Genomic DNA, 18,059 nt, shown 5'->3' with positions numbered 1-18,059 from the left:
TAATTATGCCAGAATTTGATTATGATGTTGTATATATTGGAAGCGGACACGGAACGTTTGATGGTGCAATGCCATTAGCCGCTAAAGGAAAGCGTGTTGCCGTCATTGAAGCGGATAAAGTTGGGGGAACTTGTCCAAACTGGGGATGTAATGCAAAAATCTTGTTAGATGGACCTGTTGCATTACAACACACATTGCGTGCCTCTGACGGAATTGTTAGTGGAGACGGTAAGATTGATTGGGCAAAGAACAAGGCCCATAAGCAAGCGGCGATTGATGTTATTCCAGATGCGCTTAAGGGTGGTATGGAAGCTTCAGGAATCAAAATGTACTTTGGTCACGGAACCATTATTGGTGAACACACCGTTGCCGTTGACGGAGAACCCATCACTGCTGAAAACATTGTGATTGCTACGGGATTGCGCCCACACCAGTTGGATGTTCCTGGAACTGAATTGGGGCACGATTCAAAGGAATTCATGGCCTTAGATGAAATGCCAAAGCACATGGTTATCATTGGTGGTGGTTACATCGGGGTTGAATTTGCCACAATGGCTAACGCAGCTGGTTCAGATGTTTCACTTGTTTTGCACGATGGCGAAGCCTTGCGTGGCTTCCACCAACCATATGTGAAGGAAGTACTAGCAGACCTTGAATCACGTGGTGTCACCATCGTTCGCAACCAAGAAGTCAAGTCATTTGAACAACAAGGACATCAAGTCGAAGTAGCGTTGTCAGATGAAACCATCACAACTGATTGGGTTTTGGATGCAACTGGCCGTGTTGCTAACGTTGAAAACCTTGGTCTTGAAGATTTGGAAATTGAACACAGCCCTAAGGGAATTGTGGTTAATGAATATCTTCAAACTACAGTACCAAGCATCTATGTTTCTGGTGACGTTATCGACAAGGAACAACCAAAGTTGACACCAACAGCACAATTTGAATCACAATACTTGATGCACCGCTTTGCAGGTGAATCAGATGCAGCCATTGATTACCCAGCCATCGCGACAAACGTCTTTACGACGCCACGTATCGCCCAAGCTGGTGTAACTGTTGCAGAAGCACAAGCTGATCCAGATAAGTACATCGTTCAAGAGAACGACCTTTCTGGTGATTGGTACCGTGCCGTTGATTATGAAAAGAATGCTAAGTTGACCCTTATCTTCAATAAGGATAAGCAACTAGTCGGAGCAACTGAAATTTCAGAACGCGCCGAAGATTCAATCAACGCCTTGTTGCCAGCTATCGAATTTGGCTACACGCCTGCACAACTTGAACGCTTGGTTTACATTTTCCCAGCCATTGCGTTTGATTCAATTAGCAAATTGTAATATAAAATAAAGCCTCGCCAGATTTCTGGTGGGGCTTTTTTAGTGTGTATCCATAATTTAGAGGCGAATGTCTTCATTGTATGTTGTAGGCTTTTAGAAATTTATCGTTACACATATAATCACATATCACTAAAAGTAACAAGACTGCTCTAGAGTAGTCTTGTTATAGTTCAATTTAATCGTATGTCTTATTTGCATGATGTATAGAGGGGGGATTTAATAACTAAAAAATGATGCCACATGGGACGTTTTTAACTGCTAGATATATGCTAAGATATTATTCATTACAAGATTGGGGGGAGATATATTATGAACAATACTGAAAACAGTGATGCAAAAAATTTACTCATTATTGGGAATGGTTTTGACCTAGCAACTGATTTGAAATCAAGTTATGCAGACTTTTTTATTTGGTGGGAAGATAACGGTAAGGAAACAAATCTTTGGGGTGCAGTGTTTGATTATTACAAGGATTTAGGTGAACTTGATACAAGTCAAGAAACTAATTGGAAAGATGTTGAATCAGTTATGGCGACTTTTCTAACTAATGATATTAGAGAAATTGCTACCATTCGAATGTATTGGGAAATAAAAAAATCGTTAAATGTAGCGACTATTTATAATAGTTATATAAATGCTACCGGAAATTTAGATTCTAAACGCTTCAAAGCATTAATACAGTTAAGGGATGTTAATGATAAATTAATTGCATTCAATGGTAATGAGAAAAGGGCCCTGAGGGACTTTTCTTTTTACAATTCTGATACTGATGATAGTCCTGGAGAGAATATGATTGCTGTTGGGGAAGCTCCGCACATTGAGTATCAGTTTACAAAGAAAATTCCAGACTCATTATTTGAACATTGGTATGATTTATTCTTTGACGATCTGCATAATTTAGAAAGTGATTTTACAGAATATTTGGATATGTGTGTTCAGGAGAAAAAATCAAATATGCTTTTCCAAAAACGAGTAGAAATGTTTGAGTACACTGGAAAAGCATCTGTCCTTGAGACAAAATTAATAGATAATGAACAAACAACAAATATACTAAATTTCAATTACACAAACCCTTTTAGAACTTGGGACAGGATTGCAAAATATCTGGATGCTGATGCGGGATTGAAAATTGGCGATATAAAAAATGTTCACGGATTAACGAAAGATTATGCCAAATGGGAAGACATCGATACAGCAGATGTGGTATTTGGTATTGATGACAAGTTTATGTATGTGGAAACTGAAACAGGTGAAGAAGTTATCAATGACAATTTGATGAAATTTACTAAAACTAACCGAATCATGCGGTTCACGCAAACTACGCCAAATATGAAATTGTTAGCCAATGTGAATCAGATATACTTTTATGGGCACTCTTTGGGGGCACAAGACTACGCTTATTTCCAAGCTACTTTTGATTCACTAGATATTTATAATTCAGATGTAGAACTTTGTTTTGAGTACAGTCAGTTTGGAGATGACGATCAATTTACTATTTTAAGTGACAGAGTCGAAAAGTTACTCAAAGAGTACGGGAATAGCATGGATAACGAATCTAAGGGTAGGAATCTCATGCAAAAGTTATTGATGGAAGGGCGCCTTACATTTAAAAAAATCGATGACAGTTGGAAAAACGAATATAACCAAATGATTTTTTGAGTAATATAGAAGAATAGGTTGTAATTCTATTCGTCATCTATTATGAATGAGCACCAATATTTGGTGCTTTTTTATTTTTGCCTTGCTATCTAATGTTGTTTGCTACGATAACGTTGTTAAACATATTAGATAGATAAGGTAAAAGATGAATAAACAGCTAAAGGTATCGCTAATCATTATAAAAACAGCTACACTTGGTTTTACGTTTTGAAATACGTAAACTAATGCAATGGGGGCTTTCATATATAGAGTATACAAATACTAATACATATTGAATGAGTATACCGATTGTATAATGAGTATTATATAAAGAACGTTTTCTAACATCTGAAATATGAGTCTTAGTTTGATTTTATAACGGATGAGACTTATACATCATAACCAAATAGAAGTTATTACTTTTATTTAATTTGTACCATTAATACTGGTTAGACAACTTTTGTCGTGGCTAATCTGTTACTTGGTGCTTTATCAGTGGTGATTAGTGTATGGGGAATCTTATTGTTTTACAAGGCGTGAAATCTGAAGTAGGAAAAGAAGATAAAAGCTAATTAGCAAGTATGAAAACCCCTTGTTTAATTATAAATAGAAAGGAATAGATAACAAACACACCTGGTGCTTGTTTTTCTTTGGGACTATTTCAATTGAGTAGTGAAAGTACCATTTTTCAAGCAGCAATTGTGAGATGGCAATGCCATTATATTTGGTTTAGTTTGTAGTAAAGTTGAAAAGAATAATTGCCACAAAAAAGATGAATGCCTGAATGGTATTTTTTTGTGAATGTTTATGTATATTTCTCAACTACTCAAGTAAAATGAATATAGGAATATGGATAGGAGATATCATTGATATGTTTGGGAAAAAGGTAGAAGAAGTTTTTGAGGTGTTGACTGTTGAGACGTTGGCTGAATACATTGAAACTGTGGAACGTGTCGGAAATGAAACGACTACATACAATGGTGACTTATTTTATCGTGGTGAAAGTCAATATTATGATTACATGACGCCGACAATTTATCGAGCATCGGCAGTGGCAAACCATAGTGATGAATATTATAAAAATTTAAAAATCGAGGCCATTAATGAATTACGTGATGATAGTACACCGTTTGAAGAATTAACTCATTTACAACACTATGGGGCATTGACAAGGTTATTAGATATATCAAGTAGTCCACTTGCTGCACTTTTTTTCGCTTTAGATGGTATTACAGAAACGGGGGATGCATATGTATATATTTTTCAAGAAAGAAGAAGACGGAGCGATCAGTGTGTAATTGAAGAAGCTCATATTAATCGTGCTGCACTTGACGGACCTCAAATGTTTGAATGGTTGCTACCAATGTTTGATAGGGGGAATTCATTTAGCGGTGATGAAACTGAGGCTAAAATTAAAACAGGCGCGAATTTTATAGATCAAGATTTGATTAGACAATTTATGGAATATATGGGATCAATCGAAAAATTTAGTCCACATATGATAATTGAAGACAGAATTGATTGTACAGAAGACTTCAATTATTTAGAATACAAAAATTTTGCTGACTGGCTTGCTTTAAGCGTTGAAAATGCAAAGCGGTATAGAATGATTAATTCTGACGAGAGGGAGTTTAATTTTGATGAATTTAAACAACGGTTCAACTATTTAGAGGATGATCATGGGCGAGCTCAATTGGGAAATGAATACACCACAACATTTGGAGATTACCTATACGAAAGGTGGGTAGAATATATTTCTAAAAAGCCTGAAATTGAACAGGAAAATACTGTCATTGAGACGGGGAAAGACGTTCAATGGGTAGTATATTATTGGGAAAAGCTAAAGGAAGCACTTGTAATGCGTGGCGATTTATCATCAACTGCTGATAATCCACTGGAAGTGTTCGAAATTCTAAATAGAGCAATTATTGTTAGGGCTAATAAGACCACACAGCGCATTATAAGTCAGAATGGTGCTTTTATTTTACCGGCGTATGAACATTCAGAAATTCAGGAAAAAGATACAAAGTCAGTTGAAAATATTGAGACGTCATTACGTCAAGTTATGCTGAACGATATAAATTCTACTAGCAATCGTCCTATTGTCATAAAGGTAAAGAATGATGGCACCGGCATGAAAGACATGAAATCACTCATGGGTATTATGGGCTTTAATGAGGGAGCGATGTATCCAAATATTGAATCTTATTCTAAATATCTAGTTCGAAAAATGTCTGATCACTATAATGAGAATTAGGGATAGGTAATTGGAATAAATAAGCGTGAGGTTAGAACTTTATCGTTTGTGTATGGCTATGTTTTATAGTTAGTTTTAATTTAAAGTGATGCCTTATCATGTCGTTTTCAACTGAAAACGAACCAGTTCGAAAAATAATGACAATAGGCAAAAAATCTTTTTAATCTATTTGGGAATCTGTTTTGATGGGACTGAATAAAAGCAGTGATAATCGTCATGAGCCAGGCAGAGAATACAAATAGTGGTGTTTAGTCCTAACTGTATTTCCAGTGATAAAAAGGTTTTAGGAATCGAACATGATGATAGTGCAACATCATATTTTTGTCATGATGCATATTGTTTTTAACGTTACCACTTGTTATTAATATTTTTGATAAACAAAAAGAGGAAATCAATTAAGTTAAGCTAATATAGTCTGGATTGGCATTTAAGTAATCCAACAATTTGCTAAAATAATTGCGATAGTATATATTAAAGATAATAAAGTTTAATATCGTTGTGTGATGATATTTGAACATAACAAGTTGAGAAGTATTAAAAGCTAAACTAAAGGAGCAATGACATGAAGTTACCAAAAACTTACACAAGTAAAAATGGGCACTTAACTGTGACAATGGAACGAACTACTAAGAAGGAAAAGATTCAAGCATTGATTGGATGGACAGTTGTTGCTGCGATTGTTTATGCTTTCGTCTTGCTTCTCAAGTAATTGATTTCAAATGGGGCCCATTAGTTAGAGTTAGTTAACTGGTGGGCTTTTAATATGGTTTAAAAGAGGAGAAAAAATATGAATTATTCAGAATTTATTATGGCTGCAACAGTAAGTGACTAAGGACGTTTTTCATCAGATTAAAAAATATCAGGAGAAAAAAATGAAAAACGTCCAGAAAAATAGTCCAGCAATCATTTTATTGATTGTACTTGTGGGGTTTCCACAAATTAGTGAAACCATCTTCACACCAGCTTTACCGGAAATCAGTCGGGATTTCCACGTCACTGCGCAAACGGCCCAACTTTTGATGGGAAGTTACTTCATGGCATTTGCCGTTGGGGTCTTAGTTTTGGGACAGTTATCAGACCGATGGGGTCGGCGACCAACGATGCTACTAGGTATCTTGGTCTATCTTATCGGTAACATCGGCTTATTTTCAGCACCGGAATTTGGTTGGTTACTACTTGCCCGACTCGTGCAGGCCTTTGGCGCCAGTGTCGGATCAGTTGTCACGCAAACAATTATGCGGGAAAGCTTTTCCGGAGTGAAAGGCGCCCAAGTATTCGCCAAAGTCGGCGGTGCCATGGCCTTAGCACCAGCACTGGGTCCATTTATTGGGGGAATCATCCAACAATATTTCGGATTCAAAAGTGTCTGTTCCGTGCTTATTGGCATGGCGATTATGATTTTGATATACAGTTATGGTAAGTTGCCGGAAACAATGGAACCAAAGGCGACTGAGCAGTCAGTCTCAATTTGGCGCGCTGCGAAAATTCTTGCGCAGGATAAGCGAGTTTGGGCTTATGCCGTTTTGATTGCGGGCATTAACGGAATTCTGTTTAGCTTTTATGCGGAGGCACCCTTTGTGCTGATGCAAATGTATGGCATGGACGCTATGCTTTATGGCATCGCGGGGATGGTGATTGCGTTATCTAGTATTGTTGGGGCGATGTGCGCGAATTATGCGGTGAAGTATTTGACTTCATACCGAATTATCATGTTGAGTCTGCTTGTGAGTGGGCTGGGTGTTGGCGTTGGTTGCCTGAGTGCGACGATGCACAGCAGTCTAGTGTTCCTAGTGGCTTTCTTTATCGTTTTTACCGGACTGAACACCATTTTGCCATTAGTTCTGAGTGATGCTTTAGTTGGATATGAAAATATTATTGGGACTGCCAGTGGTGTGTTTGGGTTTGCCTATTACGTGATGATTAGCTTGATGACTTATGGCATGAGTTTAATGCATAACGGCACGGCATTCACCTTGCCACTTTATGTTGGAGCGTTGATTGTATTAATGCTTATACTGACGGTTACGTGTTTAAGAAAAAGATAGTGGGAAAGCCTGTGCTTACAAGCACGGGCTTTTTTCGTATAAAAAATAATCGAAATATTCTGGAGTTTCCCAAAACATTTCGATTATGTTATTTTGCATTTATTCAATTATGAACGGGCTTTTAACTCATCTTGGGCAACCCACTTATGGTTCATCACAGACTTACCAGTTTTGGTATTTGTTCAGGATGTTTAAAATGCTATAAGTATTTATTTTGAATTGCACCATGTTTCGTCAAAGTACGTTAAGTGTTTTCTATGATTGGAATGAACAAAAATTTGTATGGTATAATGAAATGTAATTTGTATTTAAATAAAAGAATGGGTGATAAGGATGCTCAAAGAAATTAACTTGCCAGAATCAAGATTTTCAGATCCAAAAATTGAAGGTTTACGTAGGGTAAATTATATTTTTGGGAAAAACGGTACAGGAAAATCAACTATAACAAGAGATATTTACGAACAACAAAATGAAGAGTTCAATGTTCAAATATTTCAAGGATTTTCTAATATAATAGCAGAAAATAAGGAATTAAATGCGATTTCTTTAGGAGAACAGAATACAGATATTACTAAAAAAATTACAAAGTTAAAGGAAGAGATTAAATCATTAGCAGATGAAGCGATTCTAGCATCTGAAAAAGAAGCTAGAATGAAAAGAATTCTAGAACAGAAAAAAAGAGTTCGTGCTGAATTTTGTAGAGGTGAAGCAAAAAAAATAAATGGAAGGTGTTATGTTGACAAAACTTTAAATGGGAAACACATACTCGATTACGAAATTGATGATCAACATAAATTAAATGGAGATGAGTTGGATAAGGTAAAAAAGTCCATTTCATTGGAGAAAAAAGCCCCACTTTCAAAACCGTTTAGTAATACCTTTGATTTAGACGCTATCATTCAAAAATTAAAAGAAATATGTGAACGAGAAGTCGGTAGAGAAGTAAGTATTAGTATAAATAGAACCGCTGAAAATTGGGTTGAAACCGGTATAGAGTTACATAAAACAGTGCAGAGTGAAGAAGATGTGTGCTTATTTTGTGGTCAATTAATGCCAGCGGACAGATTAAGAGAACTCGGTAATTATTTTAATAAAGAAATTCTTCAAGTTGATTCTAATTTAAATGAGTTAAGAGATTTAGTTGAAAAAGTAAGAAAAATACTTGATGATTTTACGCCTTACGAAGCTGGAGATACGTATCCTGACTTTATTAAACCATTGAATGATTTAAATGAAATTTGTCTTCAATTTATAAACAATTTATGTACTGCTTTAAATTATATTGAAGAAAAAATTGAAGAAAAAAATCTTAATAAATTTGATAGAGTAGAATGTGATTTTAATTTTGAGCTAAATCCGAAAAAAGTTGATGATGCATTTAGAAGTTTAAATGATAGGATGGCTCATTATTCAGAAAATATTAAAATAAATGAGGATAAAGCAAGACGTAGTTATCAAAAGCATTTAATTCGTGAAGTTGTAACGTCAAAGCAGTTTATTGATCTCAATGCTGAATATAATAGTCAAAATACATTATTTGAAAATTGTGAGGGTGAAATTGAACATAAACGAGAAGCTAAGAAAACAAAGGAAGAAAAATTAGAAGAATTGATAAATGAATACAGTAATGAAGATATTGCGGTTCAGAATATCAATAAAGGGTTAAGTGGGTTAGGCATGGATGCGTTTAGGCTAAAGTATACTGACAATGACGCAGAAGGACAATATAGAATTGAAAGCAACAATGGTGAGATACGATCAGTTAATGAGTTGAGCACTGGTGAAAAAAATATTATTGCATTTCTGTGGTTCATTAATAAATTAAACGTTTATTCGGTAGATGAAAGGGGGAAAATAATAATTTTTGATGATGTCGTTGATAGTAATGATGCTGCTTCCCAATATCTGGTAATTTCACAACTCCAAAATCTTATTAAAAGTACGGAAACAGCTCAAATATTTATTTTAACCCATAATATTCATTTCTATATGCAATTAAAACCAACATCCCCTCAATATAAGGACAAACCCAATAAAACGGGTAATTTAAAGCTGTCTCGGGAGGCCTTTTTTAAATTTCAAAAAGCTGGTGATAAAACACAGGTTGTGAAAATTACAAGCTCAAAACAAGATGTATCAACTATATATGACGAATTGTGGAGTGATTTAATATTCGCAAAATCAAATCAGAGAATTAACTTAATGTTTAACACTATGAGAAGAATTTTGGAGTCGTATTCTAAATTTATATTTGGTGTAGGTAAATTGGCAGAGTTGAATGAAAAGATAGAAAAAAATACGGGTAGTATTGATGATAGTGTCATATATTCAGCTAAGTTAAAATTGCTACATGTTAACTCTCATGTTGGTTATGAAACGGATTCTGATCTTAATGATATTCAGCCAGAGAAACTATATGAGGCATTTAAACAAATTTTCTATGACCTTGGTGAAAGCTCAAAAGAACATTTTAATCATTATAGTTGTGAAGCTGAAAAAAATTATAATTAGTACCACTTCACTTTATTCATATTAATACAATATGGTATATTGAAATCACGTGGTTCGTAACCATCCCACGCAAAAAAACTAGGAGTCTTTTAAATATGGAAACAAAGAAAAATAAACGCGTCTATGATCTCACGATGATGGCCGTTGTGGCCGCACTTTATGTGGTGTTGACGTTATTGGTGGCGCCTTTCGCTTTTGGACCGGTCCAATTACGGTTGTCAGAAGGGCTAAACCATCTAGCTGTCTTTAACAAGCGCTATATCGTAGCGATTTCACTTGGGGTGTTCATTGCCAATACGCAATCATCCCTTGGTGCCGTTGATATGATTTTCGGAACACTTGGCACAGTGGTGATGTTGACGATGAGCTACTATGCCACACGTCATGTGAAGTCAATCGTGAAGCGTCTTATCATCAGTACGGTGATTGATACCTTCATGATGTGGGCCGTAGCACTTGAATTGCATGTCTTCTTGAAGGCACCATTCTGGATTACTTACGGTTCAGTCGCCATCGGTGAATTCGCTTCATTGGTTATCGGTGCGATTGTCATTTACTTCATCAGTAAGCGCATTAACTTGGCCGCCTAATGATTGATCAAAATTATACGGGCCAAACGCTCTTAATCACCGGTGCAGCTTCGGGGATTGGGCAAGCCCAAACGCTAGCTTATCTAGCTGTCGGTGCGACTGTGATTGCACTGGATCGACAACCTATTCAACTGGAACACGCCAATCTAACCAAGGTCGAACTTGATTTAGCGGACGCAACAGGGCTAAAAGTGTGGTTGTCACAAAATACCGCATTACTCGCGCAAGTCGATATTTTCTTGAGCACAGCTGGGGTCTTGGATGCATTCCAACCAGCTTTGGCAGAAGATGAAGCGTTGTTTATGCGGGTCATGCAAATTAATACCTATGCCCCAATTCAAATCACGATGGCTTTGTTACCAACGTTACTTGAAAAAGAGCATGGACAAATTTTATATATGGCATCAATTGCTGGCTTAATTGCTGGTGGTGGTGGCGCAGCTTATACAACGTCCAAGCATGCTTTGGTCGGATGGATGCGCCAGCTCGCCTTAGATTATGCCGACCAGGGATTGCGGGTGAACGCGATTGCACCTGGGGCGATTGAAACACCCATGAATGCAGCCGATTTTGCTGGGGATGCCGCTATGGCGAAATCTGTTGCGGCGGAAACGCCAACAAAGCGTTGGGCCCAGCCAGAAGAGGTCGCCGACCTGAGCCTTTACCTAACAAGCCCGCAAGCAGGGTACATTCAAGGCCAAGTAGTGCCAATCGACGGTGGTTGGACAATTAAATAGAACCAAATAAAAACGCCAGTTACGTGAAATCGTAGCTGGCGTTTATTTATTTAAAATTGGGTGAAATCCGGCAAGTCAACGAAATAACTGACAATATCGGTGACGTCGACATACTTATTGGCGTCCTTATAAAGGAGCAAGCGCCAATCGCTGACGTGATTATTGTTGCGCTCATCGATGAATTGGTTCAAAGTACCATCATGGTTGAGCAGGAGGTAACCGGCGAAATCCTCCAAAACATCAGGAAGCGCTGTGGTGAGACGTTCCATATCATGTGAATCTTCGCGGTTGAAGAGTGCTACGCCGAAAGTCCCAAGTTCTGGGCGGGTGTTGGCGAAATACCATTTCATGGCCATGAGATCAGTCATCGTCATTCCGATATTCATTAAATAATCAACACTCAAACGAAAATGGATTGGTTCCACCAAATCAGCTTGTGTTTGTGAGACATGATATTGGTCTGAGTAGAATTCAGCCAATGCTTGCCATTGCGTAATGGTGGGTTCTTGCGTACCTTGTTCAAAGGCATCCAAAGTTGCGGGATCAAGTTGCACTTGTGCGGCAACTGCATCACGACTTAATTGAAAAAGTGAACGTAGCGTTAGTAGATTATTCATAACAAAAATTCCTTTCGCAGATTAATGACGGCTCATATCCAAAATGGCATCAAAAACAGACTGTGGCAATTCGATTTGATTCTTTTGACCTTGACGACGCATTTGTTGTTGCTTCTTAGATGTTTTACCAGATGAAGCAGCCGCTTTACGAAGGGGTGGAATATTACCACGGCTAATGACACGGCCTTCAACAATCGCCTGGACCGGCATTTGTTGCAACTTACGTGGCACCAGTTCAGTCAATTTTTGGACGATTTCTTGGGCGAATTGGTCAACGCGCAAACGGTGCATCACAAAAGTTAGCGCATCAACTGGTGTGTAATCAATTTGAATGTCTAAACGAACCAAATCAGATTCGTCATAATCATCACGTTCTGTTGAAAGCGTGGCGAATCCATGAGACACGGACTTGAGTTCGTTAAAGAAATCATACGCGATTTCGGAAATTGGCATTTTATACGTGATTAACAGCATATCACCGATTGTTTCCAAATCTTGCAGTACCCCGCGACGACCTTCAGCAAGACGCATAATGTCGTTCAATTGAGAATCTGGCGCAGTGATTTTAGCACGAACGTAAGGTTCTTCAACCTTTGTGATCATATTGTAATCTGGGAATTGCGTTGGGTTTTCAATATAAAGGGGCTTATCTTGGTTTTTAACTGTGACACGGTAGGTTGAATTTGGCATGGTCGTCAACACATCAAGACCGAATTCAGCTTGTAAACGTTCACGAATGATTTGCAAATGAAAGATTCCCAAGAAGCCACCACGGAAGCCCATTCCCAAGGCTTCTGATTGTTCAGGCTCATATTGGAAGGCTGCGTCATTTAAGGCGAGTTTTTCAATTGCAATCTTTAATTCCTTATATTCACCTTCATGCGGATAAATTCCAGCATACACCATCGGCTCAATTTGTTGATACCCTGGGAACGGTACATCAGTTGGGTTTTGTTTAGAAGTCACGGTGTCACCAACTTGGATGGCACGTGGATCCTTAATTCCAGTAAGAATGTAACCAACATCCCCAGCTGATAATTCAGGAGTTTCAGTAGCAAGTGGGGTATAGAAGCCAATTTCCTTTGGTTGGGCACTAACGTCATTGGCCATGAAATTCAACGCCATATTTTTTGTTAAAATCCCATCGAAAATACGCGCTTGCACCATAACCCCTTGGTAGGGATCGAATTTTGTATCGAAAATCAGACCTTTAAGTGGGGCTTCAGGGTCGCCACTTGGTGCGGGTAGACGATCGCGGATGGCTAACAAAACATCGTCAATGCCAATTCCAGTCTTAGCAGAAATACGCAGTGTATTTTCAGGCGTGAAACGTTCATCAAGATCCATCAATTCAGCTTGGGTACTATCAACATCGGCCATTTTGTTATCAATTTTATTGATAATTGGAATGACAGTTAGGCCAGCATCTTGTGAAAGACGATAGTTGGCGACGGTTTGGGCTTGCACACCCTTGGTGGCATCGACCAAAAGGAGCACACCATCAGTGGCTGACAAGCTACGTGACACTTCATAATTGAAGTCGACGTGACCAGGCGTATCAATTAAGTTATATTCAAATTCTTGACCTTCTGGGTCAACATAGTAATTACGAACGGTACGCGACTTCACGGTCACACCGTGCATTTGTTCAACAGCCAGATCATCTAGTAATTGATCACTGGCTTCACGATTACTAACCGTATTCGTGGTTTCCATGATGCGGTCAGCAAGTGTCGACTTTCCATGATCAATGTGGGCAATAATAGCAAAATTTCGGATAAACTTTTGGTCTTTAGGCATGAGGTCCTTCTTCTTTTCATTTAATCGGTGTTAAACCGAAGAGTATGTTAATCTGTTCAAATTCTACCGTACTCACCGGCAAAGGTGAAGAGAATCATGTATAATTTAAGGATAGTCTTATAAATCAAAATGGAAACAGAAAAAGAGGGATCATATGATTACATTTGAACCGATTACTGATGAAGCGTACTGGCAAAAAATTTATTTAGAAGCATTTCCAGAGCGTGAGCGTAGCCCCTATGAAATGCTCGTGGAACTTTCTGAAACGAAGCCCGTTGTTGCGTTACATACGATTGCTGAAGATGGCAAGGCCATCGGCTTAGTTGTGTGGGTTGAATTAGGGGATGATAAAGCCTTTATCTTATACTTTGCCATTGACCAATCACTACGTGGTGGTGGTTATGGTGGAAAAGTACTGACGGCCTTGAAGGAACGCTTTACGAACGGGATTATCTTGGAAGCTGAATTCCAAGAACCTGACGCTGACAATTTAGAACAACGCGAACGTCGTCATCGTTTTTATGAAAAAAATGGTGTGGTTGATTCAACCTTTGCGTCAAAAGCTTTTGGTGGTATTTACCATTTGATGCGTTCAAACGTAAATGTAACTGTTGAGGATTACTTAAAAGGTGTTCAAATTTTGAGTGACTACCCAACCATGGTTGCCCCAGCATCACAGGCTTTACGAGCGTTTAATTAAAACAAAAAACAACTACAAAAGTCGTAGTTGTTTTTTTTTACACTTTTCCGCTTGTAGTATTATATGTCGTATGGTAATATCTTTTATGCAATAGATTTACGCGAATAGTATTATACAAAATTAAAAAGCGAGGCATTATAATGACACAACCAGCATTAGTAGCAAAAAATCTAGAAAAGACCTATCAAAAAGGTACCGAGGCGGAACAAACGGTTTTAAAGAATCTGTCTCTGACGGTTGATAATGGCGAATTTTTGGCAATCATGGGACCATCAGGATCAGGAAAATCAACGTTATTAAATATTTTGGCGACGTTAATGGCACCAACCAGTGGCGAAGTTGAAATTAACGGTAAAGATATTCTCCATATGCGCGATAACGAAATGGCGAAGTTCCGTGGCCATGATATGGGATTTATTTTTCAAAACTATAACTTGATTGAAAGTTTATCAGTGGCTGAAAACATTGGCTTACCGCTAAACCTACAAAAAGTTGCACCGAAACTTGTAAAAGAGCGCGTGCGTGGCGTTGCTGAATTATTAAACATTGCTGAATATCTTGAAAAATATCCGGCAGAACTATCAGGGGGACAACAACAACGTGTTGGTGCTGCGCGCGCCTTAGTGCACGAGCCAGCTTTAATTTTTGGAGATGAGCCGACCGGAGCGTTGGATTCAGAAAATGCCCGCGAAATGATGGCGTACCTTTCTAAGATTAATCAAGCTGAGGCGATTTCAATTTTAATGGTGACTCACGATGCCTTTTCAGCTAGCTTCGCTTCACGGATTCTCTTCTTGAGTGATGGACAATTTGTTGCCGAATTAAAGCGTGGTACACAAAGTCGGGAAGCCTTCTACCAACAAATCTTACACCAACTCGGAAATTTTGAAGAATAGACGAAAGGAGAAACCATGTTAAATAAAATTGCATTAAAATCACTACGTCAAAAATGGCGCGATTATAGTGTCTTGGTGATTGGATCGTTGATTGCGGTGGCCATCTTTTATATGTTTAGCGCCATTGCGACGAATGAACCACTATTGAAAAGTATGTCAACGATGACCAAACAGGTGATTGTGATTGTGTTTGTTTTTGGTGAAATTTTCCTGGGGATCATTACTTTTGTCTATCTTAATTTCGCTAATAATTTCTTATTGCGTCTACGTCAAAAAGACTATGGACTCCTAGCGATGTTGGGGGCTTCTAAGCGCCAAGTTGGTGGCTTATTGATGCGAGAGACGTTGTTTATTGGTTCCATTGCAACCACATTGGGGATTCTAGTTGGAGCTGGTCTGACTAAGTTGAGTGGTCAAACTTTGATGGATTTGATTGGTATTAAAGTCAAGCATTGGGCTGTATTGACGCCCAAAGCGATTTTGATTACGATTGTTTTCTTTCTTATTGTTTTCTTCCTAAATGGGATGTATAACCGTTGGCGACTAAAGCGTGTTGATACTTTGACGCTATTACATGCTGATGAGACAGTAAAAGCCAAGACAGAAAAAACCGGACGACAAGTTGTTCTAGGGTTGCTCGGATTACTGATTCTAGGTGGCAGCTATGCGCTGATGCCTCAAATTCCTAAGTTACAAATGACTGGAATGGTCATTGCCCTGATTTTAAATGGGGTCGGAACTTACCTATTTGTTGGTCAAACATTGGGGTTGATCACAAATTGGCTGCGCCATGCTGATTTTGGTCAGCGCGGGCTACGTTTATTCTTGAACGGACAGTTACGTTTTCGTTTGAACGAGTATAAGCGGATTTTAACGATGATTTCTGTGCTATTTGGTCTAGCGCTGGGGGCAATTAGTGTTGGCCAAGGATATTATGTGTCTTTGCCAAAACAGGCTCAAGAAACAAATGCAGTGACGCTAATGATGCGTAATCCGAATGCAGAGACGAGTACCTTAAAAGAGGTGACTTACCAGGCTGAAATTAAGTATCGTTTGCATAATGGTCAGGTAGACTTTGAAAAGCAAAATCTAGCAGATGCTAAAGTTCCTACTTTGAAATATACGCAACCAGACGATGCAAATGCTAAGCCAAAAAAGGAACAATTAAATGTTAATGCGGCCCATGCTGATGAAGACTATACGCTGACGACGTGGGCTGCTTATCTTGCTGGTGTACCATTTGGCGCTAAGGTGAATTTGGTGGAACAATTGCCGAAGAATGATGTTAAAACATTTAAGGCTGTTTCAGTACGTGACATGCAAGCAAACCAAAAGCCATTGGAGAAGCTATATGCTGGTGAATTACGTTATACAGACCATGGTAATTTAATGGTGCCGGGTGCATATGGTAACTTTGTGATGCTCAAGTCAATTTTTGGTGGACTAGAATTTATGAGCGTCTTCTTGGGAATTGCATTCTTAGTCATGTTGGCCTCAACGTTAATGTTTAAGGTGCTTTCGAATGTTAGTCAAGATCGACAACGCTATCAGATTCTAAAGATGATTGGGACAACGCCATCAGCGGCGCGTGTTTCGACCATAAAAGACGTGGGCATTCTATTTTTTATTCCGATGGTAATCGGAATCTTAGATACGGTATTTGGTCTACAGAGTTTTAAACCAATCATGGTTGATCCTTATATTGGGTTGGGGAATGGCTTGATGATTGTTGGTGGTGTTTACTTACTTTATTTTGTGATTACGGTCTTTATCTATCAACGTCTCGTCTTAAAAAAATAAAGACAGGCAAGGCGTGGACATGACTTGTGATTTTAATTGATACTTAACCATTGGAACTATGAGAATGTGGTATACTATGGAATATTGTAGAAATTAAACTTAATTGTAATATTCAAAAGAAATGTAAAAATTAAACGGACTAATGTTAACCATTCGTCGACACGTTTAAAAGTTGCTAGGAGTAAGTTATGTCTAAACTATCAATCATTGTTCCTGTCTTCAATGAAGAAGAGACTGTTCCAATTTTTTATGATGCTTTGGAAAAAGTACACACCCAAGTACCCGAGTATGACTTTGAGTACTGGTTCATTGACGACGGATCAACAGATAAAACCATCGCATCCATCAAAGCGTTACAATCTAAAACTGATTCAGTGCATTACGTTGAATTTTCACGTAATTTTGGAAAAGAGGCTGGATTATACGCAGGGTTACAGCATGCGACAGGTGAGTATGTGGCTGTAATGGATGTCGATTTACAGGATCCACCAGAGATGCTACCAGAAATGTTGTCTGGTGTTGCTTCAGGCGAATGGGATATGGTTGGTGCTCGTCGTACGACCCGAGCTGGTGAACCACCAATCCGTACATTCTTTTCTGACATGTTTTATAAGGTGATTAATAAGATTTCTGATACACACTTGGTTAATGGTGCTCGCGATTATCGTGTCATGAGCCGACAAGTAGTAGATGCAATTTTGAGTATGACGGAATATAATCGTTTCTCAAAAGGAATCTTTTCTTGGGTTGGGTTTAAGCAAAAGTATTTACCTTATGAAAATGTGGAACGTGTGGCTGGGTCGACGTCTTGGTCATTCTGGTCATTGTTCCGCTACTCAATTGAAGGCATTGTTGCCTTTTCACAAGCACCACTTACGGCCATTGCGATTTTGGGAGTTGTGTCATTCTTGGCTTCAATTCTAGGTGCGATTGCTATCTTTGTTCGTGCCCTTGTGGTTCCTGCTTCTGCTATTGGTGGGTGGCCTTCATTAGTGGTCATTATGCTCTTTATGGGTGGTATTCAATTGCTCAGCTTAGGGATTGTTGGTCGCTATATTGCGGCAATTTATCTTGAAAGTAAGCGACGTCCAATTTATATTGCCCGTGATGTTAAATAAGAAAATAAACCGC

Annotated in this window: 14 protein-coding genes and 1 riboswitch; of the genes, 12 read left to right on the top strand and 2 right to left on the bottom strand. The window is 38.4% G+C overall.

Annotated elements, in window-relative coordinates; translation table 11 throughout:
* Nucleotides 1-5 precede the first annotated feature (5 nt).
* The 8 genes from IE337_RS05050 to IE337_RS05015 all read left to right on the top strand — a co-directional run bounded on the left by IE337_RS05050 (nucleotide 6) and on the right by IE337_RS05015 (nucleotide 11,115).
* Complete coding sequence (locus tag IE337_RS05050) at nucleotides 6-1,337, top strand: dihydrolipoyl dehydrogenase family protein (protein ID WP_057744026.1); 1,332 nt, start codon at nucleotides 6-8, stop codon at nucleotides 1,335-1,337.
* Between the two features lie 309 nt (nucleotides 1,338-1,646).
* Nucleotides 1,647-2,996: an AbiH family protein gene (locus tag IE337_RS05045; protein WP_191136038.1), complete on the top strand. Its 1,350-nt coding sequence runs from the start codon at nucleotides 1,647-1,649 to the stop codon at nucleotides 2,994-2,996.
* Nucleotides 2,997-3,846: 850 nt separating this feature from the next.
* Nucleotides 3,847-5,232, top strand: a complete 1,386-nt coding sequence (locus IE337_RS05040; protein ID WP_191136037.1) for an FRG domain-containing protein — start codon at nucleotides 3,847-3,849, stop codon at nucleotides 5,230-5,232.
* A 562-nt stretch (nucleotides 5,233-5,794) separates the two neighbouring features.
* Complete coding sequence (locus tag IE337_RS05035; protein ID WP_191136036.1) at nucleotides 5,795-5,941, top strand: hypothetical protein; 147 nt, start codon at nucleotides 5,795-5,797, stop codon at nucleotides 5,939-5,941.
* Nucleotides 5,942-6,104: 163 nt separating this feature from the next.
* Entirely contained in the window at nucleotides 6,105-7,277 is a 1,173-nt protein-coding gene (locus IE337_RS05030; RefSeq protein WP_191136035.1) for a multidrug effflux MFS transporter, read from the top strand.
* A gap of 333 nt (nucleotides 7,278-7,610) precedes the next feature.
* Nucleotides 7,611-9,788: an AAA family ATPase gene (locus IE337_RS05025; protein WP_191136034.1), complete on the top strand. Its 2,178-nt coding sequence runs from the start codon at nucleotides 7,611-7,613 to the stop codon at nucleotides 9,786-9,788.
* 43 nt (nucleotides 9,789-9,831) lie between these two features.
* Nucleotides 9,832-9,876: riboswitch (PreQ1 riboswitch) on the top strand.
* A gap of 7 nt (nucleotides 9,877-9,883) precedes the next feature.
* Nucleotides 9,884-10,378: a QueT transporter family protein gene (locus tag IE337_RS05020; protein WP_057744018.1), complete on the top strand. Its 495-nt coding sequence runs from the start codon at nucleotides 9,884-9,886 to the stop codon at nucleotides 10,376-10,378.
* The gene (locus tag IE337_RS05015) at nucleotides 10,378-11,115 is read left to right on the top strand and encodes a 3-oxoacyl-ACP reductase (protein WP_191136033.1); all 738 of its coding nucleotides are present in this window, start codon (nucleotides 10,378-10,380) and stop codon (nucleotides 11,113-11,115) included. The genes IE337_RS05020 and IE337_RS05015 overlap by 1 nt, the downstream gene beginning before the upstream one ends.
* Before the next feature lie 50 nt (nucleotides 11,116-11,165).
* Here the strand turns inward: IE337_RS05015 and IE337_RS05010 are convergent, their stop codons facing one another.
* Both IE337_RS05010 and lepA read right to left on the bottom strand, forming a co-directional pair.
* The gene (locus IE337_RS05010) at nucleotides 11,166-11,732 is read right to left on the bottom strand and encodes a helix-turn-helix domain-containing protein (protein ID WP_191136032.1); all 567 of its coding nucleotides are present in this window, start codon (nucleotides 11,730-11,732) and stop codon (nucleotides 11,166-11,168) included.
* Between the two features lie 21 nt (nucleotides 11,733-11,753).
* Nucleotides 11,754-13,532, bottom strand: coding sequence for a translation elongation factor 4 (gene lepA / locus IE337_RS05005; RefSeq protein ID WP_191136031.1), 1,779 nt, complete (start codon nucleotides 13,530-13,532; stop codon nucleotides 11,754-11,756).
* A gap of 154 nt (nucleotides 13,533-13,686) precedes the next feature.
* Between lepA and IE337_RS05000 the strand changes: the two genes are divergently transcribed.
* The 4 genes from IE337_RS05000 (at nucleotide 13,687) to IE337_RS04985 (ending at nucleotide 18,046) form a co-directional block, all read left to right on the top strand.
* Nucleotides 13,687-14,232, top strand: a complete 546-nt coding sequence (locus IE337_RS05000) for a GNAT family N-acetyltransferase (RefSeq protein ID WP_191136030.1) — start codon at nucleotides 13,687-13,689, stop codon at nucleotides 14,230-14,232.
* A gap of 140 nt (nucleotides 14,233-14,372) precedes the next feature.
* Nucleotides 14,373-15,128, top strand: coding sequence for an ABC transporter ATP-binding protein (locus tag IE337_RS04995; protein WP_191136029.1), 756 nt, complete (start codon nucleotides 14,373-14,375; stop codon nucleotides 15,126-15,128).
* Nucleotides 15,129-15,143: 15 nt separating this feature from the next.
* On the top strand, nucleotides 15,144-16,928 hold the full coding sequence (locus tag IE337_RS04990) for an FtsX-like permease family protein (protein ID WP_191136028.1): 1,785 nt from the start codon (nucleotides 15,144-15,146) through the stop codon (nucleotides 16,926-16,928).
* 188 nt (nucleotides 16,929-17,116) lie between these two features.
* A complete protein-coding gene (locus IE337_RS04985; RefSeq protein ID WP_191136027.1) occupies nucleotides 17,117-18,046 on the top strand; it encodes a glycosyltransferase family 2 protein in 930 nt (309 codons plus the stop codon).
* Nucleotides 18,047-18,059 lie beyond the last annotated feature (13 nt).

Origin of the sequence: Weissella viridescens, assembly GCF_014789145.1 — a bacterium.
GTDB lineage: Bacteria > Bacillota > Bacilli > Lactobacillales > Lactobacillaceae > Weissella > Weissella viridescens.
This window is presented reverse-complemented; position numbering and strand designations above follow the sequence as displayed.